Raw genomic sequence first — 25,614 nt, 5'->3', positions numbered from 1 at the left:
CGGTGTGATCTGGAATGTGCGGCCGTCGCGCAGGAGCGCCCAGATGACGTCGACCAGGCGGCGGGCAAGCGCGATCAATGCCTGGGCGTGAACCTTTCCTTCACTACTTTGCGCTGGTAGAAGCCACGAGAGGGGCTGCCTGGCCGTTTGATGCTCGACAATGCGGCCAGGTAGAACACTCGCCGCAGCCCGCGGTGGTAGCGCTTCGGGCGGTGCAGGTTGCCCCGCACTCGGCCGGAATCGCGGGGTACCGGTGCGAGGCCGGCGTAGGCGGCCGGGGTTGCCGAGAGTGGCGAGCAGGTCGCCGCCGGTGTCGGCCAGCAGCTGGCCCCCAGGATCGGCCCGAAGCCGTCGATTCTGGTGATCCGTTCGGCGTCGGGGTGAGCTTGGAAGCGTTCGGTGAGTTGCTTGTCAAGGCTTTTGATCTCCCGGTCCAGGCCCAGCAGCTGGCAGGCCAGCCGGCGATCAGCGGGGGTATGATCGATTCCGCAGACAGGGAAACGGTTTACTCACCCGCAGCCGCCCAGGATTTGTCCACGATGGACGGAATGGTTCGACTGTGCTCCGTGTTACAAGTCGATTCTGCCTCGCTGGAACGGATAGGCATATGGGGCAACTCCGTCCTCGGACACTCTTTTACTCCACGGGTTTTCCCGGATCTGCGGCTAGGTCCTCTCGCGTCGTTGCTTGCCCTCGACGCTGTGGTGCTTCTGACTCGTCAAGAATGACTTCGACATCACGCACCCGGGTGGCCTCACCCAGGAACCCGGCCAAATCGAGCGTGGACCGGTCGAACCCGGCGGCCGTCGGAGTCATCACCGCCCGCACGACCGGGGTTTACTGCCACGGCGTGTCGGCACCCATGGTGCCGACCCGGACAGGCGCGCATGTCAGACTGCCAGGCGATGCATACCCCGTCCGACCTCGCCGACCTGCTCGAATGCGAACACCGCAGCATCCTCAAGCAAGCGTTGGCGGCGGGACTGCCCGGCGCGCCGCGCCCGGGCTCCGGGCCCGACCGGCTGGCCGTCAAGCACGGCCACGCGCACGAGGCAGCCACGCTGGAACGGCTGCGTGACGAGCGCAAGACCGTGATCGAAATCGACGAGCCCGACCAGGTCGCCGCCGCGAAGGCCACCGAGGAAGCGCTGCGGGCGGGGGCGCCGGTGGTCTACCAGGCCGTCTTCCACGACGGTGAGTTCTCCGGCCGCGCCGATTTCCTGCTCCGCGACGACCAAGGCCGGTACGAGGTCTACGACACGAAGCTCGCGCGGCACGCGAAGCCATCCGCGGTCGTGCAGCTCACCGCGTACGCCGACGCGTTGCGCCGCGCTGGTTGGCCGGCCGGGCCGGAGATGCACCTGCTGCTCGGTGACGGCACCACGCGCAGCCTGCGCGTCGACGATTTCCTGCCGCTGCTCGATCGCCTCCGTGACCGGCTCGTCACGCGGCCGCCACGGCTGCCGGAACGCATGTGGGCCGACGAACGCCCCGCCTGCACCGGCTGCGGCTTCGCTGTCCACTGCTCGTCCGCGCGCGAAGCGGACCGGGACCTGTCGCTGGTAGCGGGCATGCGTGGCGAACAGCGGCGCAAGCTCGCGACGGCCGGGCTCGGCACGATCGACGCGCTCGCCACCGCCGAGCCGTCGGACCGGCCGCGTGACATGTCGGCGGGCACGTTCGCGACCTTGCGCGCGCAGGCCGCGATCCAGGTGCGGCAGGACGAAACCGGAAAACTGGCGTATGAGGTCATCGACCCGTCGGCGCTGGCCGAGCTGCCGCCACCGAGCCCGGGCGACATCTTCTTCGACATGGAAGGCGACCCGTATGCGCTCGGCGGTGCCGGGCTGGAGTACCTGTTCGGCGCCGTCACGCCCGACGCGCGCTTCACACCGTTTTGGGCGCATACGCGTCGGCAGGAGAAGCGTGCCTTCGAGGAGTTCGTCGACTTCGCCACCGCCCGGCTGACCGACGATCCGGACGCGCACATCTTCCACTACGCGCCGTACGAGGTCACGGCCGTCAAGCGGCTCGCCGCAGTGCACGGAACGCGCGAGGAGGCCGTGGACGAACTGCTGCGCAGCGGCCGGATGGTCGACCTGTATGCCGTGGTGCGCAAGGCTTTGCGCGTCGGCCAGCGATCGTACTCGATCAAGTACCTCGAACCGTTGTACATGCCGGAAGCCCGCGACGGCGACGTGAAGACGGCCGCGTCGAGCATCGAGGCGTACGAGGACTACCTGACGCTCGCCAAGGCCGGCGACATCGAAGAGGCCGACGAGGTGCTGCGCGGCATCGCCGACTACAACGAGTACGACTGCGTGTCCACGTTGCGGCTGCTGGAATTCCTGCACCGCGTCCGAGAGGAAGCGGGCATCGAGCTCGCAACCCCAGCACCGGAGTCCGAAGTGGACGCCCTGCTGCGGCAGACGGAGGAGGAAGAGGCCGCGCTGCGCCGGGCCGAACGCGCGGCCGCGCTGGCGGCGCTGGTCGACCCGCTGCTCGACGGCCTGCCCGACGATCCCGCCGACTTCACCCCGGACGACCACGCTCGCGCGCTGCTCGCCGCCTCCGTCGGCTACCACCGGCGCGAGACGAACCCGGCGTGGTGGGAGTTCTTCCGGCAGCTCGCCGCACCGGTCGGCGACCTCGAGGTGGACACGACCTGCGCTGTGCCGGTGTCGGTGTCCGCGGAGGAGTGGGCGCCGCCGTCGGGACGGCTGCGCACGGCCAAGCGCACGCTCGTGGTGACGTGCGACCCGGACCGGCCGCATCCGTTCGCGGTCGGGGACGGCGTGCGGCTGCGGTACAGCGCCGATGCGCGGGACGCGAAGGTCGTGGCGGCGTCGGCGGTCGAGCTGACGCTGGAGGAGAGCAGCGCGCCGGACAGCACGTCGGACGAGCGACCGGTCGCGGTCCTGCCGGGCGGCCCGGTGCGGCCCGCGCCGAAGGACGAGGCCGTGGCCGGCCTGGCCCGGCTGGTCGGGGAAACGCTCCCGGAGCTGCCCGCGCATCCGGGCGTGGACCTGCTGCGCCGGATCCCGCGGTTGCGCGGCGGTGCGCTGCCCGCGCCCGGCGAGGACTCGGTGGCCACCGTGATCGAGGCGGTCGACGCGCTCGACGGGTCGGTGCTCGCGGTGCAGGGCCCGCCCGGGGCGGGGAAGACGTACTTGGCGGGCAAGCTGATCGCGCACCTCGTGCGGTCCGGGCGGACGGTCGGTGTGACGTCCAACAGCCACAAGGCCGTGGAGAACGTGCTGTCCGCCGCGCTCGGCAACGCGCCGTCGATGGCGTGCGCGAAACGGCCGCGTCGGACGCCTGATCCCGCGCTGCCGTGGGAACAGCCGAAGACGAACAACGCGTTGGCGAAATGGCGCGACGAGCACAACGACGGGCACCTCGTCGGCGGCACCGCGTGGACATTCGCGAACGCCGCCGTGCGCGAGGAACCGTTCGACGTACTGGTGATCGACGAGGCCGGGCAGTTCGCGCTCGCGGACGCGCTGGCCGTGTCGATGTGCGCGAAGAACGTGGTGCTGCTGGGCGATCCGCAGCAGCTGCCGCAGGTCGTGCAGGGCACGCACCCGGCGGGCGCGGAGGCGTCGGCGTTGGGGCACCTGATCGGCGATGCGGACATCATGCCGACCGAGCTGGGCTACTTCCTGGACCAGACACGACGCATGCATCCGGCCGTGTGCGCGCCGGTTTCCCGGTTGTCGTACGCGGGTTTGCTGCACTCGCACCCGTCCGCGGACCGTTCGGTCGACGGCTTCGCCTCCGGGCTGTACCTCGCGTCGGTGGAGCACCGCGGGAACACCACGCGGTCGATCGAGGAAGCGGCGCAGGTCGTGTCGGTGATCGCGGACTTGCACGGGCGCACGTGGCAGGGCCGTCCGCTGACGGACGCGGATTTCCTCGTGGTGGCGCCGTACAACCTGCAGGCGCGGACGGTCACGCACGCACTGGCCGACGCCGGTTTCGGCGACGTGCGCGTCGGCACGGTGGACCGGTTCCAAGGCCAGGAAGCCCCGGTGGTGGTGACGACGATGACGTCCTCGTCAGCGATCGACCTGCCCCGCGGACTGGATTTCCTGTTGTCCCGCAACCGGTTGAACGTGGCACTGTCGCGAGCGCAGTCGGTGGCGGTGCTGGTGTGCAGCCCGCGGCTGCTGGAAGCGGACATCCGGACGGTCGAGCAGATGCGGCTCGTCTCCGGGATGCTCGGACTGCTGCGAGACGCCCGCCCCTGGCCCGCTCGCTGACCCCCAATCCCCACTCGCCCCAGCCCTAGTACTGCAGGCTGGCGTGCCCTTCGATCAGGCCCAGTCGTGGCGTGCCGCGTGCCAGCCCAGCTGCATCCGGGTGTCGACCCCGGCGAGATCCATCAGATGTCGTAGGCGGCGTTGCAGGGTTCGCAGGGAGAGGTCGAGCTGGGCGGCGACCGCGTGATCCGTGAGCCCGGCCAACAGCAGAGCCAGGATCCTTCGGTCCAGCCCGGTCGGGGCGTCCGCGTCTCCACCGTGAGTTTCCTCGGCGGTCAGCTCGCCGAATGTGGAAACGTTGAGCGGATGGGCGTACCGCCATACGATCTCGAACAGTGCGTCCATCGCAGTGAGCAGCCCGGCGCGGTGCAGCAGCACCGCACCGGGCTCGTCCCCAGGCGCGACGGTCAGTGGCACCAGGCCCAGCTCGGTGTCGGCCAGCATGAGCTTGATCGGTAGCGACTCGACCACCCGCACCTCGACGCCCTTGCGCAGTGACTCGATGGCCTCGTCGACTGCGCCGGGTTCGGCGAGCACCGCCCGTTCGATCACGACCCGGTAGCGCACGCCTTGGGCCACCAGCTGCGACTCGGCCGAATTGGAACCTATGGGTACGACAACGACAGGCGCGGTGACGAAGCTGCGAACCTCTGTGCGGGCGGCGTGCTGCACCTGTGCGAACCGGTGCCGGACCGCCTCGACGCCGGTGACCACCTCGATCAGCTCGCTGATGGTGCGGCCCGCCGTCGCCTTGCGATGCTCCTCGGCGAGCTCGACGAGCGCCAGCTCGGCGCTCCGCAGGGCCGCCCGCCGTTCACTGATCAACGCCCCGAGCGCGACCGCGGGCGGCGCCGCGGTGAATTCGCCGTCGGGGGTGGACTTCACCAGACCGCACGCCAACAGATGCGACAGCGCCGCCTCGACCACCGGTACGGGCAGGTGCAGGGCGTCTGCCAGCTCTGCCGAGTTCGCCTCGGCACGTCCAGCGAGCACGCCGTAGACCGCTTCGTCTTCGGGGCTCAGGCCCAACGCGCCCAGCATCGGCGGCCGCCTTCCCTCCACCCGTCGCTGCGGGGAGACTATGCGCGGCGATGGATCTTGCCCAGCCCCAAATGGCGGGAGGTCAGACGAGACAGGCCCCGGAACGTCGCCGCCCCGGGGCCCTTCGAACGGTCTCATCGAAGGCCGTAGGCCCGGATGATCTCCTGATTGATGCTGAAGCCGGCGTCGGTCGTACCGGTGGCTCGGACCGACACGAAGCCGCCCGGCTGCTTCGCCAGCTTTAGCTCGCCGTTCCACCAGTCGTCGGCGCCCTTGTTCAAGGTCACCTGCTGCCAGGTGGCGCCGTCGTCGTACGACACCTCCAGCGTCGTTGAGGTGACGTTGCCGGTGCTGGGGCCGCCGCCGGCCTGGGGAATCGGCTTGACGCGGATTTCCTCGGTGGTGCCCGCCTTCACGTCACCGTGCAGGTCGGTGTCGAGACGGTACTCCATCTGCAGCAGCGCGAACGGCTCGAAGAAGTCCGCATCGTTGGTGCTGGAGACGAAGTCCCACTCGGTGTGCGTACGGGTCGACAGCCGCCACTGTTCGGCCGGGCGGGACGCGTCCAGCACCAGGTGGTAGGGCAGCGTCCCAGTCGGCACCGACTTCCACTGCAGGTCGGACGAGTTCTTCTTCTCGTACAGCAGCTGGTCGCCCTGGTAGAGCTTCATGTTGACCGGCACCGAACCGTAGTCCAGGTATCCGCCGTGCTCCAGCTCGTCGGCCGACGGGCTCCACGCCTGCACGTTGATGGTCATGAAGTCGCCCCAGCGGCTGTTCTGCACCGCGAACGCCCGGTTGAACGCCGGCCGGATCGCGGGGGCGAACCAGTCCAGCCGGGTGGTGGTGCCCTTGGCGTACGCGTAGCGGTTGGCCACGTCCGTCCAGGTGCCCTGAACGTGCGACTCGCTCCAGACCTGATCCGGGGTGACCCACTCGGTGCGGGTGCCGGGGTGCCACTCCCGTTCCGAGAAGCCGATCGACGGGACGAAGGTCAGGTCGAAGCGGTAGCCGCCGCCCTCCATCGGCTTCGTGATGTTGTTGTAGCCCGCGTCGATCCGGGCGAGATCCTGCTGGCTCGGGTGGTACATGAGCGCCTTGTCCGGTACCTGGCCGGTGTAGTCGCGGGTCAGGTCGTAGACGTAGCCCGCGTACGGGACCTGGTTGGTGATCAGCTTCAGCGTGCCGGTCTTGGCCAGGTCGATCAGTTGCGCTCCGGCGTCGCGGTGCACGGTGGCGACGGGGATCGGCGACTGGCCAACGGACTCGTTGAGCACGCCGACGCCGTCGTTGACCACCAGCAGGAGCTTCGCCCCGGCGGCCACGGCGGCGGCGGCACGATCCTGGGCGCTGACCGCATCGCTGCGGGTGACCACCGCGGCCTTGCCCTTCGCGTCGAGCGTGGCGTACTCGTCGGCTGCACCGGTGCCCGCGTAGACCGCAGGCAGGGTGTCGTTGCCGGCGGCGAATGTGCTGCCCGGCTGGACCGTGACGTCCACGGGCGGCAGGCCGGGGACGTCCACGCTCAGGTGCGGCTCGCCCTTGCGCCACCGGGTGACCATCGTGAACGATCCGTGGCTGAGCTGCTTGGTCGGGGTGACGTAGAGGTCGTCGTACTTCACCGGCACGATGAACCCGTTGCGGTAGCTGTCGCCGTTGGCGAAATTGACTGTGTAGTCGAGCTTGCGCTGCCGGTCCTCGCTCCGCTGCGGGGCGGTGGTGTCCAGCAAGCGCGCCTTGCTCGCGTCCAGCACCACTTCGGCTCCGGAGTTGGCGAGGACGGTCTCCGGGGCCACCAGCAGGGCGCGGCCGAGCGAGTCGGGCCGCTCGCCCGGGACGTCCAGCGACGAATCGACGGTGTAGGTGCCCGGCGGCATCCGCAGCGTCATCTCACCGGTGATGGTGTAGATGAACGGGTCGGACCCATCGTCCTTCTTGACCACGACCGTCGAGGTGGCGGGCTTGCCGTCCCGGCCGATGAGCCTGATCTTCAGGTCGAAGCGCTCGTCCTCCTTGAGTAAACCGAGCGAGGTACGCGTGACCGCCTTACCCGTGGCGGCGTCGGTGCCGACGAGGTAGCCGGTGAACTGGCCGGTGCCGGGCTTGGTCGGATCACCGGTGACGGGAACGTCGACGCTCCCGCCGGCGGGCACCGTCACGGAGTCGGCGCCCAGCGAGAACGGGCCCGAACCGGTGGTGGCGAGGTTCAGGGTCACGGCGTCGCTGCCCGAGTTGGTGAACGTCACCGGCTTGGTCACCGGGGCGTCGGTGGGCTCGTGCGGCCAGTCGAAGTTGCCGAAGAAGACCGAGCCGGTCGCCCGGACGTTCTCGCGTACGGCGGCGGCGACGTCGACCCGGCCGGTGCCCACCGCGTACGCCGTGTAGCTGGCGTCCAGACCCTTCGCACTGCTCATAAGCGCTTCCTTGAGCTGCGCGCCGGACCAGTCCGGGTGCCGCTGGGCCAGGATCGCTGCTGCGCCCGACACGTGCGGGGTGGCCATCGAGGTGCCGCTGATGGTCCGGTACGGGCCGGTGCCGGTGGTCATCTGCTGCGAGCGGGCGGCGGTGATGTCGACGCCGGGGGCGGTGATGTCCGGCTTGAGCGCGCCGCTGCGCACCAGCGGACCGGTGCTGGAGAAGCCCGCCAACCGGTCCTGCTTGTCGACCGCGCCGACAGTCAGCGCGCTGGCGGCCGAGCTGGGCGTGCCGATGCTCTGCGGCCCGGCGTTGCCGGAGGCGATGACGAACAGCGTGCCGTACTGCGCGGACAGCGTGTCCACCGCGACCGCCATCGGGTCGGTCCCGTCGGAGAGCGTCGGGTCGCTCAGGCTCATGCTGACCACGTCCGCCCCGGATTCGGCTGCCCACTGCATGCCTGCGAGCACCCAGGAGTCCTGGCCGAAACCGTCGTTGCTGAGGACCTTGCCGACGATGAGATCCGCGCCGGGCGCGACACCCTTGTACGTGCCGTCGGAGGCCGCGCCGGTGCCCACGATCGTCGAGGCCACGTGGGTGCCGTGCCCATTGACGTCGGAGGTGTCCTCGTCCGGCGCGAAACTGACCTTGTCGTCGATCTGGTTGACCAGGTCAGGGTGGCTGGCGTCGATCCCGGTGTCCAGCACCGCGACCTTGACACCGCTGCCGTCGTAGCCGGCGGCCCACGCCTCCGGCGCGCCGATCTGCGGCACGCTCTCCTTGAGGTTGGCGGTGACCCGGCCGTCCAGCCAGAGCTTCGCGATTCCGCTGCCGAGCGCCGGCTTGGAGCCGGTGGCGACCGGCGCGACGCTGGTCCAGAAGGCGCGGGTCTGCTTCTTGTCCACCGCCAGCGCTGCGGCACCGACCCCGCGCAGGTCGCGGACCAGCTTCGCACCCTTCGGCGTGACCGGCTCGGCGGTCCGGACCGGTGCGTAGGTGCTGATCAGTGGCACACTCGGGGCCTTCGCGTCGTCATACCCCATCTCGATGAGGTCGGTGACGTTGAACAGCCGTCGGTCCAGTTCGTCGGCGGCCAGCAACGGCATCGCCTCGTCTGGCAGGACGTACAGATCGCCGCCGCTCTCCTGGACGTGCACGCCGCCGGTAGCGTCGTCCGGCCGGTCGACGTCAACCGTCTCCGCGCCGTCGCCGGAAGTGGTGACGGTGACCACGTCGCCGGTGATCAGAGTGACGGTCTGCTTGTAGGGGGCTGCGGCCTTGGCGGCCGTCGGCGGGTCGGCCGCCGCCACCGGCATCTGGACCGTGGTGAATCCGGTCGCGATCAGTACGGCCGTTGCTGCCGCGGCGATCAATCGCCGCCTTGTACAGGACGAAATGGGCCGTGAGGAAGATGACATGCGGGTGTTCTAACATCGCGATCCGGCCGGATGATCGGCTGACGATGGCGGAGTTCCGCCAAGGCACGCATTCGCCACATGAAGAAGCCCGCCCGCCGTGGACAGCGGCCACCCGAGGTGATGTCACGCCGGCCAGTACCTGATCTTGGCGATACCGCACGACACGCCCATCGGGATACTCGCGACCTCCGTGAAAAACCCGGATCCCTTGTGTGCGGTCAAGAACTGCTACTCCAACCGCATCGTCGGCTACTCGATCAGCCACCGGATGAAGTCCTCACTCGCCGTCGCGGCGTTACGCAACGCCATCGCACTCCGGAACCCGCGCGGCATGATCGTCCGCTCGGATCGCGGTAGCCAGTTCCGGTCGAAGAAGTTCCGGCGACTACTGCGCCGCCACCAGCTGGCCGGATCCATGGGCAGGGTCGGCGCGTGTGGGGACAACGCCGCGATGGAATCGCTCTTTCCTTGCTGCAAAAGAACGTTCTCGACACCAGGCGGTGGCGCACCCGCGAGGAACTGCATCTGGCGATCGTGTCCTGGATCGAGACCCGCCGCAGCGCGCGACGCGATCACAAACCTCAAGATCCCCACAACTCAGGTCTCTACGGTTTGAGGGGCTTGACACCGATCAGGATTCTTGATCAGAGCCGAAAACGTAACGGAGGTGCCGATCGGAGTTCTTGGTTCAGCGGCGCCGGAGCATGCGTTCGACCAGGCCTGAGTCGTGCATGACGAGGAACTTCTCCACCTCGTTGAGTAGTCGGTCGAGGTGCGCGCGCATCAGCTCGCTTGCACGTTCTTCGTCGCCGTCTGCGATGGCATCGACTATTGCCTCGTGCTCGGAGACGCTGATGTCAGCGTGGTGGTGGGCTTCAAGGATGACGTCGAGTGCTTCTTCGACGCGATCGAGGGTGTTGTCGAGGACGATTCTCAGCATCGCTTGCACGAGCGGGTTCTGCGTTGGTGTCGTCGCCTCACGATGAAAGCGCAGCGCGACATCGCGAGGGACTGCCTCGCTGGCTGCCAGCTGTTGACGATGTGCTTCAACGATCCCGCGCAACTGCTCGACGTGAGCTGGCGTGGTGTTCCGGGTGGCGTCGCGCAGGGCTTCCGGCTCGATTGCTCGGCGTGCCCTGAGCAGGTTCAGTAGATCCTCGGCTGTTTTGATCTCGGTGGCGGCCGCAAGGTCGGCTCCACTGGCGGTGCGGCGGGAACGACGAACGACTTCCGCGCCGCGGGCGGTCACAGTCCGACCTTTAGACCCGACCGGTTGGGTGAGGCCTTGGGCATCGAGATCCCGTAGCCGGCGGGCGATGCTCGACTCCGAGAGTTGGTGCCCCCGTCCGGCGAGTCCGATGCGGACCTGTCGTGCCCCGACCGGTCCGTCGGCTTCGTCGATGGCGGTCAGGATCGCGTCGGCCACTCCGTCGTCTAGCCAGCGCGGCATGGGTCGGTCGTGCTCCTTCGTAGGCAGAAGTCTCGTGCCCACATGATCGAGCGATCGGCCTCGTTCTGTCAAATCTTCCGCATCGCGATCACTAACGACAGTGGCCTGTCAATATTGACAGGCATCTGCCGAAGATGCACTCTTGCTGCGTGGCGCTCCAGTCGCCGGCGATCGGTCGATGACCCCACGGCCTACGAGCCTCGAAGCTGGATTAACCGCCGACCTCCCGGAGACCCCGAGGTGTCCCTTGTCTGCTGAGCGCGAAGGGCAATCGAACATGACTGCGAAAGCGGCCGCGGAGCAACGAAGCCAGCGGCGCACACGAGTCAGATGGGTGATGGCGTGGCTGGCATTCGCCGGTTTGACCATTGCTTACGTCGACAGGGCGAACTTGTCGGTCGCCATGCCGTACATGACCAAGGAACTGAACATCGATCCCGCGCTGACCGGGTTGATCTTGGGCTCCTTCTTCTGGACCTACTCCCTTTTCCAGATCCCGATGGGATGGATGGTCGACCGATTCGGCAGTCGGATCATGTACGCCGCAGCCGTGGCATGGTGGTCCGTGTGCACGGCGGCGACCATGTTCGTCCGCGGTGCGGGTTCGCTCATCGGACTCCGGATGATGCTCGGAGTTGGTGAGGCCGCCGCCTTCCCCGCGTGCACGAAGTTGGTCGAGCGGTGGTTCCCCAGCCACGAGCGCGGCACGGCATCCGGTATCTACGACAGCGGTGCGCGCGGCGGCACATTGCTCGCGACACCTCTGGTCACGGCGTTGATCGCGTGGCTGGGCTGGCGTGGCTCGTTTCTCGTGACCGGCCTGCTGGGATTGATCTGGGTCGCGTTCTGGCTGAAGATGTACCGCGACCCGCGCCGGCACCCCAAAGTGAACGCCGCCGAGTTGGCCCACATCGAGGCCGGGCAGTTCCAGCACACGGCCGCCGACACCGATCCTGACCAGAACGCGCCGCAACTACGCTGGCGCGACCTCTTCCGCTACCGCACGGTGTGGGGAATGGCGCTCGGGTTCTCCTGCCAGTCCTTCGTCATCTACTTCTTCATCACGTGGTTCCCCTCGTACCTGGTTGATGAACGCGGGTTCTCGCTCCTCAAACTGGGCTTGCTCGGCACAGTTCCTGCGATCGTGGCTTTCATCGGGAACTTCGTCGGCGGCTGGGCATCGGACGCACTCGTGCGTCGCGGGCACTCGCTGACCTTCGCCCGTAAGTCCTGCATTGTCGGGGGAATGCTCGTGTCTTCGCTGATCGGCCTCGCAGCCGTGGTGGAGAGCAGCACGGTGGCGCTTCTGCTGCTCTCCGTGTCATTCGGGGGTGTCACCTTCGCGACGTCGAGCATCGTCACGCTGCCAGCGGATATCGCACCACGAGCTGCTCGCTCGTGGGCGTCCTCGATCCAAGGCATCCAGAACGCGGTGTCCAACCTGGCCGGGGTCGTGAGTCCCGTCCTGATCGGGCTGATCTACGGATCGACCGGGTCGTTCGTCATCGGACTGATCGTCGCTGGTGCGGTCGCGCTGCTCGGCTGCCTTGTGTACATCTTCGTCGTCGGCGAGATCGCGCCGCTCGAGGTCAAAAGCTCTACTACGGCAACAGCGCCCTGACCATCAGCAACTAATCCACTCGACAATCTAAGGAATATCAAGCATGTCCGAGCCCAAGCTCAACCTGCCATTCGTCGGCATCCCTTCTTACCTGCGCGCTCCGATCGCTACCGACCTCGACGAACTCGACGCCGATATCGCGATCCTGGGCGTGCCCAGCGATGAGGGATCACCGTGGTACCCCGGAGCACGCATGGCACCGCGCCAGATCCGGGAGATGTCGGTGCGTTATGCCGAGTACGGTCCGACCCAGCGGCATGGCGGTTACTACGATCTCGACGAGGACCGCCGCTACTTGGTCCACGAGACCAAGAACAACCGAATCGTCGACTGCGGCGATGTCGATGTCGTGTACACCAACCCCGAGCAGACCATGAACAACGTCACGCGGTCTGTGCGCAAGATCCTCGATGCCGGCGCGCTGCCCGTGGTGTTCGGTGGTGACCACGCGATCTCCTGGGGGGTGGTCCGGGCGTATGAGCAGCCGGTCGTCCTGCTGCATTTCGATGCGCACCTCGACTTCCGCCCGTTCGTGCACGGCGCCGAGTACGGCAACGGCAGCCCCATCCGGAAGATGTCGTCACTGCCGCACGTCGGTCAGATGGTTCAGGTCGGGATGCGGAGCATGCGGATGAGCCAGGACGACCTGTCAGACGCCAAGCGCAACGGCAACGACGTGATCACGATGAAGCAGTTCCGGAGGCACGGTATGGAGCGGGTGCTGGACAAGATTCCGTCCGGTGCCGCGGTTTACGTCAGCATGGACATCGATGTGCTGGATATGCCGCTCGTTCCGGGCTGCGCGTCTGCCGAACCTGATGGGTTCGCCTACGAGGAGCTCAAGCAGACCCTCTTTGCGATCGCCCGGCACACCAACGTCATCGGATTCGACATCGTCGAGATAAACCCGATGATCGACGTACGTTCCAACAACACGTCGCTACTCGGGGCTCAACTCGCTTTGGAGTTCATGGCACGGGTCGCCGACAGTGCGCCATACCTGCAGCGCAACGACCGAACGCACGAAGAACCGCTGGCTCGCTGAGGCCGCTGCCACCAACCCTGGAGGTTCCCGTGACCGCCCTCGACCCCTCGCGATCCGAGACCGGTGCCACCCGACTCGAACACGACCTGATCGGCGACCGCGCCGTACCGGCATCGGCGTACTGGGGCGTGCACACGCTGCGAGCGTGCGAGAACTTTGCCATCAGCCGCATTCCGATCTCGACTTACCCAGATCTGGTGGTCGCGCTCGCATGCGTCAAGCAGGCCGCGGCTCGCGCTAACTCCGACCTCGGTGTGCTTGCCGCTGATAAGGCCAAGGCGATCAGCGACGCCTGTGACGAGATCCGGACCGGCCAGTTCCACGACCAGTTCGTGGTCGACGTCATCCAGGGCGGCGCGGGAACCTCCACAAACATGAACGCCAATGAGGTCATTGCCAACCGCGCGCTGGAAAAGCTAGGGCATCAGCGCGGGGAGTACGCGTACCTGCATCCCCTCGAGGACGTGAACCGAAGCCAAAGCACCAACGACGTGTACCCCACCGCGATCAAGGTGGCAGCCTACTTCGCGATCGGGCGACTGCTTGACAGCATGACCGTCCTACGGCAAGCCTTCGCGGACAAGGCTGATGAGTTCGCCGACGTGCTCAAGATGGGGCGCACCCAACTGCAGGACGCCGTGCCGATGACCTTGGGCCAGGAGTTCGCAACGTACGCGGTCATGCTCAGCGAGGACATCGACCGGGTAGCCGAGGCTCGCACGCTGATTCGGGAAATCAACCTGGGCGCAACTGCGATCGGGACTGGCATCACGGCCCCTCCGGAATATGCCCGTCGGGTACGTGACCACTTGGCCGCCGCCACCGGGATCGATCTCGTGACTGCGGCCGACCTGGTCGAGGCAACACAAGACGCCGGCGCCTTCGTCCAGCTCTCCGGTGTGCTCAAGCGAGTCTCGGTCAAGCTCTCCAAAATCTGCAACGACCTTCGACTGCTGTCGTCCGGTCCACGCGCCGGACTCACCGAGATCAGCCTGCCACCGGTCCAGGCCGGGTCCAGCATCATGCCCGGCAAGGTGAACCCGGTAATCCCCGAAGTCGTCAACCAGATCGCCTACGAGGTCATCGGAAACGACGTCACCATCAGCCTCGCTGCCGAAGGTGGCCAGCTGCAGCTCAACGCATTCGAACCGATCATCATGCACAGCCTCTTCCAGAGCATCGAACATCTCGCCGTCGCCTGCCAAACACTGGCCGATCGCTGCATATGCGGCATTAGCGCCAATCGCGAACATCTCCGCCGAACGGTCGAATACTCGATCGGCCTAGTCACGGTCTTGAATCCCATCCTCGGATACGACGTGGCGACCAGGATCGCGCAACAAGCCCTGGAATCCGGGGAGAGCGTGTACGACCTCGTGTTGCGACACGGCCAACTGGACCGACATCAGCTGGACGACTTGCTGCGCCCGGAGAACCTCACCGGCCAGTCGAGCCGTAGCACCAGTCCCGTCGCCTAAACCCGGACCCGCCAGGGCGGGGCGATCGCCTCGACCATGTCGAGGACGCTGACCAAGGCCCGTCCGCAATGATCAATTAGGTCGACGACGATCCGCCGTATCGTCGCGGCATGGTCACGACGATGAGTCGACCACCGAAGCGATCCGGCAAGATCCACAATGTGCCGCAAAGGCTCTTCGCAGTTGAGGGTGTAGTCGGGGGTGTTGGCGGCTAGGCGTCGAGGTCTGCCATCCGAAAGATCTCGACATGCTCCACGCCATCTTCGCCGCGCCCTGTCCGACCACGTTCTGCCGTCTCGACGAACTCGGTCTGGAAGCCGTCGGGCAACGCCTTGAGCCGGATCAGGCGGTGATCGAGCGCCGGCACCCAGCCGCGTTCACCGATTAGCGGCCAGCACTGCCGCGAGGCCCTCTTGCAGATCTTTGACGAAATACTCGGGAACCTCCAGCGACGGGAAATGTCCCCCGATTTCGGGAGACCTCCATCGGACGATCTGCCGGTACCGCTCCTGTGCCCAGGCGCGCGGACACTTCTCGATGTCGCGGGGATACATGCTGATCGCTGCCGGGACGTCGACCCGGAGTTCGGGATCCAGCGAGTTGTGGCTTTCGTAGTAGATGCGGGCCGACGATGCGCCGGTCCGCGTCAGCCAATACAGGGTGACGTCGTCAAGAACGCGGTCTCTGGAAATCGTCTCGAACGGGCTATCTTCGGTGTCTGTCCACTCGGCGAACTTGTCAAGGATCCAGGCAAGAAGCCCGACCGGTGAGTCGACGAGCGAATAGCCGATGGTCTGCGGTCGGGTCGCCTGCTGCTTCGCGTACGCCGCGCGGTGGCGCCAGAAATCGCGGGTTTCCTCGGCCCACTTGCGCTCGACCGCCGTCAGCCCGTCCGTTGTCAACCCGGGCGGTCCCTCCGCGAACGTTGTGTGGATGCCGAGAACGTGCGCCGGGAACCTGCCGCCGAGAACCGTGGTGATATTACCTCCCCAGTCGCCGCCGTGGGCTGCGAACTTGCTGTAGCCGAGCCTTCCCATCAGTTCCACCCATGCGGCCGCGATCTTTTCGGTTCCCCACCCGGTGGTGGCCGGCTTGTCGCTGTAACCAAAGCCTGGTAGCGACGGGACCACGACGTGGAACGCCGGCGCGTCTGCATCTTTCGGATCTGCTAGCTCGTCTACTACATCGATGAACTCAGCAATGCTGCCCGGCCAGCCGTGCGTCAAGATCAGCGGAGTGGCATCTGCGCGCGCGGATCGGCGGTGCAAGAAGTGGATTCCCAGATCATCAATGGTCGTGCGGAACTGGCCGATGCGGTTGAGGCGCTCTTCGAACGACCGCCAGTTGTACCCGGTGCGCCAGTAGTTCACGACATCGACGAGGTCGGCGAGAGGAACGCCCTGTTCCCATCGGCGAGGGTCGGGCGCGGCGCGATAGACCGTCTCAGCCTCCGGCAGCCGCGCGGCGGCCAGTCGCGCGCGCAGATCGTCGAGGTCAGCGTCAGTTGCGCGGGCTTCAAATGCTTGCACGTCGCTGGTCAGACGGGGCATGAGACCTCCTGGCCATCGTGGAACCGGCTTAGACGGTTCTAGCAGACCTCCTTGCCTTCGTGCAACCTGCTAAGGTGGTTCCATGCGTGCCGAGTTCCCCGACTTTCGCCTCGGTAACGTGCTAGCGACCAGCTTCACGGCGACACTGACGGAGCGTCGTGGCGACGCTGTGGAGCGCATTCCCACGCCGCACCGACTCATCGACTGGCTGGCAGTGAGCGGCCTCGCCGTGGACTCCTGCACCACTGCCCAGCTCGACCTCGCCCGGGAACTGAGGGAGTCGATTCACGCCGCCGCGACAGCGGCCGCGATCCAGGACGCTCTCCCTGCGTCCGCTGTCCAAGTCATCAATGACTGCAGCGCTCAGGGTCGGGCCGCGGCTATCCTGACGCCCGAGGGCAAGCGGCGATGGCGGCTCAGCTCGGCTTCCTGCGTGGAGGATGCCCTCAGCGTGATCGCCGCCGACGCGATCAGCATCATCGCAGGCGAACGAGACGGAAAATTGGCCCTGTGCGCATCACCAACCTGCCAAGCCGCCTTCTTCGACACCAGCCAAAGTCGCACCCGCAAATGGTGTGACATGAACACGTGCGGGAATCGTCAGAAGAAAGCGCGCTTCAGGGCCAACCAGCGCAAAAACCCCAGATCAGCGGAGTGATCGTTACCTCGGTACATCCAAGTGGGCCCCACGCCTGCGACACATCTGTCGCGTCGGGTGCACCCCAACGGCACCACTGAGAGCCATCCGTCGCCTTCGGTCATCGTCCTCGATCAGTACGTCTACGTTTACCGATCGGCGACGTTCAAAAGTCCCGCTGACCAGCACTCACGTACTGGTCAGCGGGCCTGTCACTCTGTTGGGACGACAGGATTTGGACCTGCGACCCCTTGTTCCCAAAACACAGTCCACAAGAGACAGCTCGCTGCGAGAACAGAGAAACCGAAGGAAATCCGGTGCGGCTCACATCGTGATCGCCGATCTTGTTCATCGGCGATCGGCAGGGTATCGCCGCGATAGTTGACTTCCTTCGACTCGCCTGACAACACTGCTCGCGCACTCTCGGCATACGAATCCCGGCATGAACGATCCGCGGTCAGGATCTCCAGTCTTCGAGAGGACATCATGAGCAGGCCAGCAACGGCGCTGGCGGTCGGTGCAGCTGCGATGCTGTTGGCCGCATGTGCGCAAGAATCCACCGGGAACCCGGAGGACTACCCAAGCCGCAGCATTCGACTCATCAGCCCGTTTCCAGCGGGATCGTCGAATGACACCTTGGCCAGGCTCTACGGCAAGTGCGTCGAAACGAAACTTGGTCAGTCTGTTCTGGTGGAAAACCGCGGCGGCGGCAACGGCACGATCGGCATGAACGAAGTCATCCGCGCCAAACCCGACGGCTACACGCTGGCGCAGGCCACCACCAGCACCGGTGTGATCGCTCCGATGCTCACCCCGGACGCCGGTTACAACGCGAAATCACTGGTGCCGATTGGCGCCACGAGCACCACTCCGTCGGTCCTCCTCGTCTCCCCGACCAGTCCGATCACCTCGCTGAGCCAGCTCATCAGCGCCGACGATCACGTAGTGGTCGCAACCTCGGGGCCGGCGACATCCTCGGGCCTCAACGTCAAGGGACTAGTGGACAACTACGGGCTCAAGGCGGACCAGATCGCTTACGGCAGCCTCGGCGAAGGTCAACGCGGGCTCGCCCACGGCGACTACGACCTCCTAGTCGCACCCAGCGGAAAGCCCGTCGTGAAGGCGATCCGCTCCGGAGAGGTCCGAGTACTCGCAGTGACCGCCGACCACCGACCCGATTACCTCGCCGAAGTACCAACCCTGGCCGAACTGGGATACGGGGCAGGACAACTCCCAGGACCGGGGATCGTGACGTACTGGGCTGCCCCTTCCCGCACCCACCCGATGGTGCTCGACAAGCTCAGCCGGACGCTGACCACCTGCACCACCGACGAACAGGTCCTCTCCGTGGTGGGCGACAACTCCCCCGACCCCGACCTGGACGGCCCGCACGTCGCCGAACTGCTGGCTGAGACTGAGAAAGCGCTCGTTGACCTGGTGCGGCGATGACGACGAAGAAACAGGCACCGGAGAATGCGGACGAGCGCCGAGGACCTTCAAGGACCAGCGTCGTGCCGAGCGTCGCGCTGTTGGCCATTGGAGTTGCGGCGGCGATCAGTGGCATCCTGCTGGAACAGCGCAACGGCGAACCTGCAGGGCCTGGCCTGTGGCCGGTGTTCGCCGGAATCCTCCTCGTGGCGACATCCGCGGCCATGTTGTTCAAACGTCCTCTTCGGACGGTCGAGCACATCAGCCGTGCCGAATTCCACCTGATCCTGTGGGGCGTGCTCCTGCTCGCCGCGTTCATCGCACTGCTGAAGGCAACCGGGATCGTCACCTCATGCGTCGTGACCGGGATGGTCTGGCTCCGTTTCCTCGCCAAGGAATCCTGGCTCGTTTCGGCGTTGGTGCCGACTGGCGTCGGCCTGGTGATCTACGTCGTGTTCGTCAAGCTGCTCGACGTGCCGTTGCCCGTCGACGCCTTCCTCCCGAGGTGATCGCGATGCCCCAGCTCGATGGACTGCTCAACGGGTTCGGCGTCGCGCTCAGCGGCACGAACCTCCTGATGGTGCTGCTCGGCGTCGTCATTGGCATGGTGATCGGTGTCCTCCCAGGTTTGGGGCCGACAGCGACCATCGCGATGCTGTTACCGGTCACCTACGCACTCGAACCATCCGGCGCGATCATCCTGCTCGCCGGGATCTACTACGGTGCGATGTACGGCGGAACCATCACAGCCGTGCTCGTCCGAGTTCCAGGTGAGGTCGCCTCGATCGTCACCACTTTCGACGGCTACGAGATGGCCCGGCAAGGACGTGCCGGCACAGCGCTCGGGACCGCAGCGATCGGGTCGTTCGTCGGCGGAGTCGTGGCCACGGTCATGCTCGTCGCCATAGCGGCGCCACTGGCCGCACTCGCCGGCAAGTTCGGACCACCTGAACTGTTCGCAGTGGCACTGCTGGGCCTCCTGCTGGTATTGGCCATCGCGCGAGGATCGCTGATTAAAGCACTCGCGATGCTCGGGCTCGGGCTGCTCATCGGGACGGTGGGCCAGGATCCCGTCGACGGCGTAGCACGGTTCACCTTCGGCTCCCTGGACCTGCTCGGCGGCCTTGAAGTCGTCGCCATCGCCATGGGCATGTTCGGCATCGGCGAAGTCCTCCACAACCTCCACCACGGCTCCAACCAGAAACCGCTGGCCGCCAAGACCGGCAAGGTGTGGCCAAGCAGCCAGGACCTGCGCGCCTCTGCGGGGCCCATCGCACGCGGCACCCTCATCGGCTCAGTGCTCGGTCTGGTTCCCGGTGGTGGCAGCGTGCTCTCCTCGATGACGTCCTACGCCGTCGAACGCCGCCGCGCAAAGGACCCGACCCGATTCGGCAACGGTGCCATCGAAGGAGTCGCCGGACCTGAAACGGCGAACAACGCCGGTTCGACGGCCAGTTTCCTGCCCCTGCTCACCTTAGGCCTGCCCACCGGCAGCGTGATGGCCCTGATGTTCGGCGCCCTGCTGCTACAAGGCATCACACCTGGACCCACGCTCGTCAGCGAACACCCGGACGTGTTCTGGGGGATCATGGCCTCCATGTTCATCGGCAACCTGATGCTGCTGGTGCTCAACATCCCACTGGTCGGCGCATTCGTGCAGTTGCTGAAGATCCGCATGAGCGTGATCAGCGCCGTGACCGTCATGGTCACCATGGTCGGCGTCTACTCACTGAACAACAGCACCTTCGACATGGTCGTCGCTGTGGTCGCCGGACTCCTCGGCTACGCCATGCGCAAGACCAGCTTCGAACCAGGCCCCCTCGTGCTGTCCGCGATCCTCGGCGGCACCCTGGAATCCAACCTGCGGAGCTCGCTCACCATGTCCGATGGGGACCCCACGATCTTCGTGACCCGCCCCGTCTCACTCGTCCTCTGCACGCTGTTCGTAGCCGTCCTCATCACGGGCATGTGGCTCGCAGCCAAGAAGCGTCAAACCCAGGCACCATCGTCCACCGTCGCGCGCACAGGTTGAACGGACACGGCGCACGACGACGTCAGATGCTGAGGTGAACCGTCCCGGGGTGATGGAGGCTCTGATGTGTCCCGGGTTCTTTCCACTGAGGTGATCTCAGTGGGGGTTATGTGTAGCCGTGTTCGTCGTATGCCTTGTCCGCATGGAGTTTCGCGCGACGGAAGCGGCATGGCCTTCACCGGACCGGATCGCGGGAATGGCCAACACGAGCGGCTTGAGCGCTGCGTTGTCGTGGGTGTTGGCCACGGAAATACCAACCGCGAGCGGGATGCCCAAGCAGCCGGACAGGGCGTGGATCTTGGAGCCGCCGCCTCGATCGACCCGGTTCGAACCGGTTACAGATCCCCCTTTTCCCGCGAAGCGATGCACCATCCAGCATCGCCAGGGATCAGTCGATCATCCCTCAGCTTCCGAACTCGTCGAGAACAGCTTGGTGCAGTCGCCGCCACAGATCCGCTTCGGTCCACTCACTGAAGCGCCGGTGCGCGGTAGGGACTTTCACCCTGACGCTGGGAGGCCAGGCGCATCCGCCGGTCAGCACGAACACGATCGCAGTGAACACTTTCCGGTCATCCACACGCGACATCCATCCGCCCTGCGGTCGTTCCTTCGCCGGCGGAACCAACGGTTCAACCAGGCCCCACAACTCATCCGGCACCAACCGCAACGACAGCTCGTCCATCACAGATCATGATCACGCCCGTCGACCGACCAAGATCCGGTGATCACGTGGCGGTCGAGCAGGCCCTGTCCATACGGCGACGCTGCTACACCGCCTACTACTGGGACCTCCGCGGCCGACAACGTTCCGCCGGCACCTTCACCCGGCTCGTCAACCTCGCAAGCGGACGTCAACGCTTCGCCCGCTACGTCGCCGAGGTATGGCTGCCCAAACCACGTCATGGAACTCAACACCCGCCAGGGCTACCAACAGGTCACCCAGAAGTACCTGCTGGCCGAGTTCGGGCCAATGCGGATGAACGAGATCCTGCCCGACCACATCCGCGGCTTCCTCCACCGCCTCCAGACCAACGGCGCCTCGGCCCACACCGCAGCAAGACAGTGCTCTCCGCGATCTCCACCACCGCACTCAACGACCAGGTCATCTACTTCCACCCCTGCACCGGGGCCAAGGGGACGGGGTGCAGTGCGGTCCTGGTTTCCTCGAGCACGAGGCGCCGAGACCCGGTGCGGGAGGCGATTAGCCGCCAGGGCTCGGCAGGGCGGGCGACGTCGCCAGCGAATGGAACACGATTACATCGCAGGCATTCGCCCCTGGACCGCGAACAGCGGTTGGTGACGCTTGCACCTATTCACAGCCAGCCACTTCTCACATTCCTTCGGTGCCACCGGCGTGGCGGTCCCGCTCAAGATAGAAGTAGCAGTATTTACCGTTGTCGTAGACCATATCGTCCTTGCCGGTCATGATCCCCATCACGGTCGCCGAGTCCACCAAACGGAAGTGATCGACGATCGCGACCTTGTCGTACACCATCGCGGCCGACAGCTCTTCCCTGAACTCAATCCTCCAGATACTGGCCTCGCCATCATTCTGCCGCCGGGAATAGATTTCCCCATCTTCCTCGCGACACAGCAGGGGTTTCACGTCGAGCTGCGAATTGAACTGCTTGCCGTACCATTTGATCTCGTCGAGCCATTTGATCGCTTTGTGTCCAGTCTGGAACACGCCCCCCTTCCAACGGCCGCCGATCAGGTTGCCGAAGGAGACCGACTCCAACTTCTGGAACAGTGCATCCAACTCGTCGGTATTCACGCCACTGCTCTGATCGCGCAGCCGACGGAAAACCTGAATCGTATCCAACGTCTGGGTCGCGCTCATCTGCGTCTCCATAGGCACACTGGATTCCTGATCCGCGGACAGCGGGCGCTTCGGCTTCCCGGCGCGCATTCTCCTGCACCGCGGCAGGGTTTCCGACTGGAACCACCTGACGGTAGCAAGTACGTGTACCCGCATCCAGGAATGACCTGGTTCTCACCCGGAGCGGTACGTCTTCGACTCCTGGCTTTATGTCACGACATGAGTTGTTGACCACGAATTGCCGTACCAATGGTGAGATTCTCCACCATTCTAGCGTTCTCGACTACGGCCTGTATCCGGCCACACAGAGCTTCCTGCTTCCGGTTCTCTGAACGGTGGTTCTGCACGGCGAGGCTCGTTGGTGTCTCCTCGTTTGACGTCCCGCGAGGACGTTTGGTCACCTGTGGCCCAAAACGGTCGACACTCCTTCGGAGAGGAAACAGATTATGGATCGAACGGGAACGCACGTGCCAACGGTCAGCAGGTATGACTATCCCCTGTCCACCGAGCGTCCCGAGTTGTTGCGCACCAAGAGCGATAAGGCTTTCACTGAAATCACCCTCGCGAAGATGCGGGAGGGCGACCTGGTAAACGATGACCTGAGAATTCACCCGCAAAGCCTGATTTTGCAGGCGCAGATAGCCAAGGACGCGGGCCGCCCCGAACTTGCGGATAACCTGCGCCGCGCCGCGGAATTGACTCAATTCGATGACGAGAAGAAAATTCTGGAGTTCTACGATGCTATGCGGCCGAGCCTCGCAAATCGCGAGCAGATGACGAAGGTCGCCGCCGAACTGGAGGAAAAGGACGCGCCGCTCTGCGCCCAACTGGTCCGTGAAGCGATCGAGGTGTACGAGGAGCGCAATCTGTTCCGGCACCAGAACGGCGCCGGACAGCACCCGACGAGCACTGATGAGGACCAGCCGTGACCAGCTCGCCACAGCCTCGGACCCACCCCACCACAGATCTCGCCGTACCCACCCAGTCCAGGACCGGGAACGCAGACGACAGCACCCCCGCCCACGATGGCAGCCCCACCAGACCGGTTACGACGCCGGACGGCAAGCTCCGACGGACATTGGCACTGGAGCAGCGCGAGGTCAACAAGGACGGGTTCATCAAGGAATGGCCGTCGATGGGCCTGGTCGCGATGGACAGTCCAGCCGACCCGAAACCCAGCGTGCGTGTGGACCACGGCCAGATTGTCGAAATGGACGGCAGGAAACGCGCGGATTTCGACTTCATCGACAGGTTCATCGCCGACAAGGTCATCGACCCCTCGGTGACCGAGAAGGCAATGGCCCTCTCGGCAACAGAGATCGCACACATGCTCGTTTCCCCGACGATCTCCCGCCAAGAGGTACTCACGGTCTCCCGCGGGCTGACCCCGGCGAAGCTGCTGGAAGTCGCCAAGACCATGAACGTGGTCGAGCTGATGATGGCGTTTCAGAAGATGCGTGCCCGGCGCACCCCCGCCAACCAGGCGCACACCACGAACAAACTGGAGAACCCAGTCCTGATCGCCGCCGACGCCGCCGAGGCGGCGCTACGGGGATTCCGCGAACTGGAGACCACACTCGGCGTGGTGAGATACGCGCCGTTGGTCGCGATTGCCCTACTGATCGGTTCACAGACGGGGCGAGGAGGAGTGCTCACCCAGTGCGCCCTCGAGGAAGCCACGACACTCAAGCTGGGTATGCGCGGACTGACCACCTACGCCGAGACGGTCTCGGTCTACGGCACGGAGCAGGTCTTCGAGGACGGGGACGACACCCCATGGTCCAAGGCATTCCTTGCCTCTGCCTACGCCTCCCGCGGCATCAAGGCCCGGTTCACCTCCGGTACCGGCTCAGAGGTCCTCATGGGCCACGCCGACGGCAAGTCCATGCTCTACCTGGAAATACGATGCATCCTGGTGACCAAGGGCGCAGGCGTGCAGGGCCTGCAGAACGGCTCGATCAGCTGCATCGGTCTGCCCGGAGCCGTGCCCGCCGGCATGCGTGCCGTGGTGGCCGAGAACATGATCACCGCGATGGTCGATCTGGAATGCTCGGCAGGCAACGACCAGGCGTTCTCGCATTCGAAGATGCGTTCCACCGCCCGGTTCCTGCCGCAACTGCTGGCCGGGTCAGACCTGGTGACCGGTGGATACTCCAGTGTCCCCAACGAGGACAACATGTTCGCCGGCTCCAACGAGGACGTGCTGGACTACGACGACTGGAACACCCTCCAACGTGACTTCCAAGTCGACGGTGGCCTGCGCCACGTGACCGATAAGGAGATCAGCACGGTCCGTGAAAGTGCCGCACGCGCTCTGCAGACCGTGCTCGCCGGCCTGGAGCTCGACCCGCCTATCACGGTCCTCGAAGACGAGATCCAGGCCGCAATAAACGCCTTCTCCAGCGCCGACATGCCAAAACGGGACATCCACCAGGACCTCAAGGCCGCCGACTATATCGACAAGAAGCGAATCTCCGGGTTGGAAGTGGTGCGGGCCTTGGACAAGGACCCCCAGCATGCGGAGACTGTCAGCAACATGCTGACCATGCTGCGGCAACGGGTCTCCGGTGATCTGCTGCAGACCTCGGCCATCCTGGACCCAGATCCCGGAATGACTCCGCGCTCGGCGGTCAACGACCCCAACGACTACGCCGGACCCGGCACCGGATACCGCCCCAGCGGACAACGCTGGGAGGAGATGAAGGTCCTCCGGCACCTGATCGAGACCCACCCCCACCGACGTGTCGACGACGCGGGAGAAGATGACGCTGACACCCCTGAAGCCAAGAAGAAAAAAGCGGACGAACAGGCGATGCGCCGACTCACCTTCGAGGAGGGGAATCCCGCAGAGAAGCGAGACGATCCCCACGAAGTCGTCATCGCACTCTCCCCGGGCTTCGGCCGCTTCAGCGGCACGACCATCACCGGCGAGTACGCTTTCGCCGACATCCTGAAGGCGCTGATCGCAGGCATCAAGACCGGTCGCGGCACCCCCCGGTTCATTCGCTGCCTGCACAGCGCCGATGTCGCTGCCGTGGCACACACGGCGGCCAAGCACTCCGGATCGAAGATCGGTGTGGGCATCCTGTCCCGCGGTACCACCGTCATTCACCACGCGGACCTACGGCGGTTGCAGAACCTGGAACTCTTCCCCCAGGCACCGGTGATGACCCCGACGATCTTCGAGGAGATCGGCAAGAACGCCGCTCTCTACACGCAGCGGGGCGATGCGCCCGACCCTGTACCGACGGAGAACGACTACATGGCCCGGGTCAAGTACCAGGCCAGGGCGGCACTGTCGCAGATCAAGGAGATCGGGTTCGTCACGGAGGACGCCCCTCCCATCGAACTGGACTTCAAGGTGGACGGGGTGCACTGGAAGGACCTCTGATGTGGACTTGTCGCCTTCCGAAGAACA

The 25,614-nt window shown here is 65.6% G+C and carries 18 protein-coding genes and 2 pseudogenes; 12 read left to right on the top strand and 8 right to left on the bottom strand.

Annotated elements, in window-relative coordinates:
* Positions 1-74 precede the first annotated feature (74 nt).
* Positions 75-335 carry a transposase gene (locus tag BLW84_RS49480; protein ID WP_245761573.1) on the bottom strand — a complete coding sequence of 87 codons (261 nt, stop codon included), beginning with the start codon at positions 333-335 and terminating at the stop codon, positions 75-77.
* Between the two features lie 570 nt (positions 336-905).
* Here BLW84_RS49480 and BLW84_RS33895 point away from each other — a divergent pair.
* The gene (locus BLW84_RS33895) at positions 906-4,262 is read left to right on the top strand and encodes a TM0106 family RecB-like putative nuclease (protein WP_093274012.1); all 3,357 of its coding nucleotides are present in this window, start codon (positions 906-908) and stop codon (positions 4,260-4,262) included.
* 54 nt (positions 4,263-4,316) lie between these two features.
* Here the strand turns inward: BLW84_RS33895 and BLW84_RS33890 are convergent, their stop codons facing one another.
* Together BLW84_RS33890 and BLW84_RS33885 are read right to left on the bottom strand one after the other, a co-directional pair.
* Positions 4,317-5,303, bottom strand: coding sequence for a TrmB family transcriptional regulator (locus BLW84_RS33890; RefSeq protein ID WP_093273963.1), 987 nt, complete (start codon positions 5,301-5,303; stop codon positions 4,317-4,319).
* A gap of 134 nt (positions 5,304-5,437) precedes the next feature.
* A complete protein-coding gene (locus tag BLW84_RS33885; RefSeq protein ID WP_218157577.1) occupies positions 5,438-9,091 on the bottom strand; it encodes a S8 family peptidase in 3,654 nt (1,217 codons plus the stop codon).
* A gap of 253 nt (positions 9,092-9,344) precedes the next feature.
* On the opposite strand from BLW84_RS33885, the pseudogene BLW84_RS33880 reads away from it, so the two are divergent.
* A pseudogene (locus tag BLW84_RS33880) lies at positions 9,345-9,706 on the top strand (DDE-type integrase/transposase/recombinase); the annotation flags it as partial.
* A 118-nt stretch (positions 9,707-9,824) separates the two neighbouring features.
* Here BLW84_RS33880 and BLW84_RS33875 read toward each other — a convergent pair.
* Complete coding sequence (locus tag BLW84_RS33875) at positions 9,825-10,586, bottom strand: FCD domain-containing protein (protein ID WP_093273958.1); 762 nt, start codon at positions 10,584-10,586, stop codon at positions 9,825-9,827.
* A gap of 247 nt (positions 10,587-10,833) precedes the next feature.
* On the opposite strand from BLW84_RS33875, the gene BLW84_RS33870 reads away from it, so the two are divergent.
* The 3 genes from BLW84_RS33870 to aspA are packed head-to-tail and all read left to right on the top strand — an operon-like array spanning position 10,834 to position 14,730.
* Complete coding sequence (locus BLW84_RS33870; RefSeq protein WP_245761569.1) at positions 10,834-12,207, top strand: MFS transporter; 1,374 nt, start codon at positions 10,834-10,836, stop codon at positions 12,205-12,207.
* A 43-nt stretch (positions 12,208-12,250) separates the two neighbouring features.
* Positions 12,251-13,252: an arginase family protein gene (locus tag BLW84_RS33865; protein ID WP_093273953.1), complete on the top strand. Its 1,002-nt coding sequence runs from the start codon at positions 12,251-12,253 to the stop codon at positions 13,250-13,252.
* Positions 13,253-13,281: 29 nt separating this feature from the next.
* Positions 13,282-14,730 (top strand): aspartate ammonia-lyase, encoded by a 1,449-nt coding sequence (aspA, locus tag BLW84_RS33860; protein ID WP_093273950.1) that lies wholly within the window; start codon positions 13,282-13,284, stop codon positions 14,728-14,730.
* Between the two features lie 211 nt (positions 14,731-14,941).
* On the opposite strand, the gene BLW84_RS47900 is transcribed toward aspA, so the two are convergent.
* The gene (locus BLW84_RS47900) at positions 14,942-15,097 is read right to left on the bottom strand and encodes a hypothetical protein (protein ID WP_177226833.1); all 156 of its coding nucleotides are present in this window, start codon (positions 15,095-15,097) and stop codon (positions 14,942-14,944) included.
* A gap of 10 nt (positions 15,098-15,107) precedes the next feature.
* Entirely contained in the window at positions 15,108-16,280 is a 1,173-nt protein-coding gene (locus BLW84_RS33855; protein ID WP_093273947.1) for an epoxide hydrolase family protein, read from the bottom strand.
* 82 nt (positions 16,281-16,362) lie between these two features.
* Between BLW84_RS33855 and BLW84_RS33850 the strand changes: the two genes are divergently transcribed.
* From BLW84_RS33850 to BLW84_RS33835, 4 genes are all read left to right on the top strand, one after another.
* Positions 16,363-16,938 carry a CGNR zinc finger domain-containing protein gene (locus BLW84_RS33850; RefSeq protein WP_093273944.1) on the top strand — a complete coding sequence of 192 codons (576 nt, stop codon included), beginning with the start codon at positions 16,363-16,365 and terminating at the stop codon, positions 16,936-16,938.
* Between the two features lie 507 nt (positions 16,939-17,445).
* Positions 17,446-18,366, top strand: coding sequence for a tripartite tricarboxylate transporter substrate binding protein (locus BLW84_RS33845; protein WP_177226836.1), 921 nt, complete (start codon positions 17,446-17,448; stop codon positions 18,364-18,366).
* The gene (locus BLW84_RS33840; protein ID WP_093273939.1) at positions 18,363-18,854 is read left to right on the top strand and encodes a tripartite tricarboxylate transporter TctB family protein; all 492 of its coding nucleotides are present in this window, start codon (positions 18,363-18,365) and stop codon (positions 18,852-18,854) included. Before BLW84_RS33845 ends, BLW84_RS33840 begins: the two co-directional genes overlap by 4 nt.
* 5 nt (positions 18,855-18,859) lie before the next feature.
* Positions 18,860-20,377 carry a tripartite tricarboxylate transporter permease gene (locus BLW84_RS33835; protein ID WP_093274010.1) on the top strand — a complete coding sequence of 506 codons (1,518 nt, stop codon included), beginning with the start codon at positions 18,860-18,862 and terminating at the stop codon, positions 20,375-20,377.
* Between the two features lie 121 nt (positions 20,378-20,498).
* On the opposite strand, the pseudogene BLW84_RS33830 reads toward BLW84_RS33835, so the two are convergent.
* Positions 20,499-21,062 (bottom strand): annotated as a pseudogene (locus tag BLW84_RS33830) (IS5 family transposase); the annotation flags it as partial.
* A gap of 216 nt (positions 21,063-21,278) precedes the next feature.
* On the opposite strand from BLW84_RS33830, the gene BLW84_RS50665 reads away from it, so the two are divergent.
* Positions 21,279-21,677 carry a tyrosine-type recombinase/integrase gene (locus BLW84_RS50665; RefSeq protein ID WP_483880106.1) on the top strand — a complete coding sequence of 133 codons (399 nt, stop codon included), beginning with the start codon at positions 21,279-21,281 and terminating at the stop codon, positions 21,675-21,677.
* A 30-nt stretch (positions 21,678-21,707) separates the two neighbouring features.
* Here the strand turns inward: BLW84_RS50665 and BLW84_RS33825 are convergent, their stop codons facing one another.
* Positions 21,708-22,217: a DUF4334 domain-containing protein gene (locus BLW84_RS33825; RefSeq protein WP_093274008.1), complete on the bottom strand. Its 510-nt coding sequence runs from the start codon at positions 22,215-22,217 to the stop codon at positions 21,708-21,710.
* Between the two features lie 446 nt (positions 22,218-22,663).
* On the opposite strand from BLW84_RS33825, the gene BLW84_RS33820 reads away from it, so the two are divergent.
* A complete protein-coding gene (locus BLW84_RS33820) occupies positions 22,664-23,125 on the top strand; it encodes a diol dehydratase small subunit (RefSeq protein ID WP_177226835.1) in 462 nt (153 codons plus the stop codon).
* Positions 23,122-25,587 (top strand): propanediol/glycerol family dehydratase large subunit, encoded by a 2,466-nt coding sequence (locus BLW84_RS50020; protein ID WP_281247477.1) that lies wholly within the window; start codon positions 23,122-23,124, stop codon positions 25,585-25,587. The genes BLW84_RS33820 and BLW84_RS50020 overlap by 4 nt, the downstream gene beginning before the upstream one ends.
* The last annotated feature ends 27 nt before the right edge of the window (positions 25,588-25,614 follow it).

It is taken from the genome of Saccharopolyspora shandongensis (genome assembly GCF_900106995.1).
In the GTDB taxonomy this organism is placed as follows: domain Bacteria; phylum Actinomycetota; class Actinomycetes; order Mycobacteriales; family Pseudonocardiaceae; genus Saccharopolyspora; species Saccharopolyspora shandongensis.
Note: the sequence above shows the minus strand (reverse complement) of the source record. Positions and strands in the feature narration are given on the sequence as shown.

What these genes read in the sequence shown, in the direction of transcription:
- BLW84_RS33895 (WP_093274012.1), top strand. Translation starts at nt 906, where the DNA reads ATGCATACCCCGTCCGACCTCGCCGACCTGCTCGAATGCGAACACCGC.
- BLW84_RS33890 (WP_093273963.1), bottom strand. Translation starts at nt 5,303, where the DNA reads ATGCTGGGCGCGTTGGGCCTGAGCCCCGAAGACGAAGCGGTCTACGGC.
- BLW84_RS33875 (WP_093273958.1), bottom strand. Translation starts at nt 10,586, where the DNA reads ATGCCGCGCTGGCTAGACGACGGAGTGGCCGACGCGATCCTGACCGCC.
- BLW84_RS33865 (WP_093273953.1), top strand. Translation starts at nt 12,251, where the DNA reads ATGTCCGAGCCCAAGCTCAACCTGCCATTCGTCGGCATCCCTTCTTAC.
- BLW84_RS33855 (WP_093273947.1), bottom strand. Translation starts at nt 16,280, where the DNA reads ATGCCCCGTCTGACCAGCGACGTGCAAGCATTTGAAGCCCGCGCAACT.
- BLW84_RS33850 (WP_093273944.1), top strand. Translation starts at nt 16,363, where the DNA reads ATGCGTGCCGAGTTCCCCGACTTTCGCCTCGGTAACGTGCTAGCGACC.
- BLW84_RS33845 (WP_177226836.1), top strand. Translation starts at nt 17,446, where the DNA reads ATGCTGTTGGCCGCATGTGCGCAAGAATCCACCGGGAACCCGGAGGAC.
- BLW84_RS33840 (WP_093273939.1), top strand. Translation starts at nt 18,363, where the DNA reads ATGACGACGAAGAAACAGGCACCGGAGAATGCGGACGAGCGCCGAGGA.
- BLW84_RS33835 (WP_093274010.1), top strand. Translation starts at nt 18,860, where the DNA reads ATGCCCCAGCTCGATGGACTGCTCAACGGGTTCGGCGTCGCGCTCAGC.
- BLW84_RS50665 (WP_483880106.1), top strand. Translation starts at nt 21,279, where the DNA reads ATGGAACTCAACACCCGCCAGGGCTACCAACAGGTCACCCAGAAGTAC.
- BLW84_RS33825 (WP_093274008.1), bottom strand. Translation starts at nt 22,217, where the DNA reads ATGAGCGCGACCCAGACGTTGGATACGATTCAGGTTTTCCGTCGGCTG.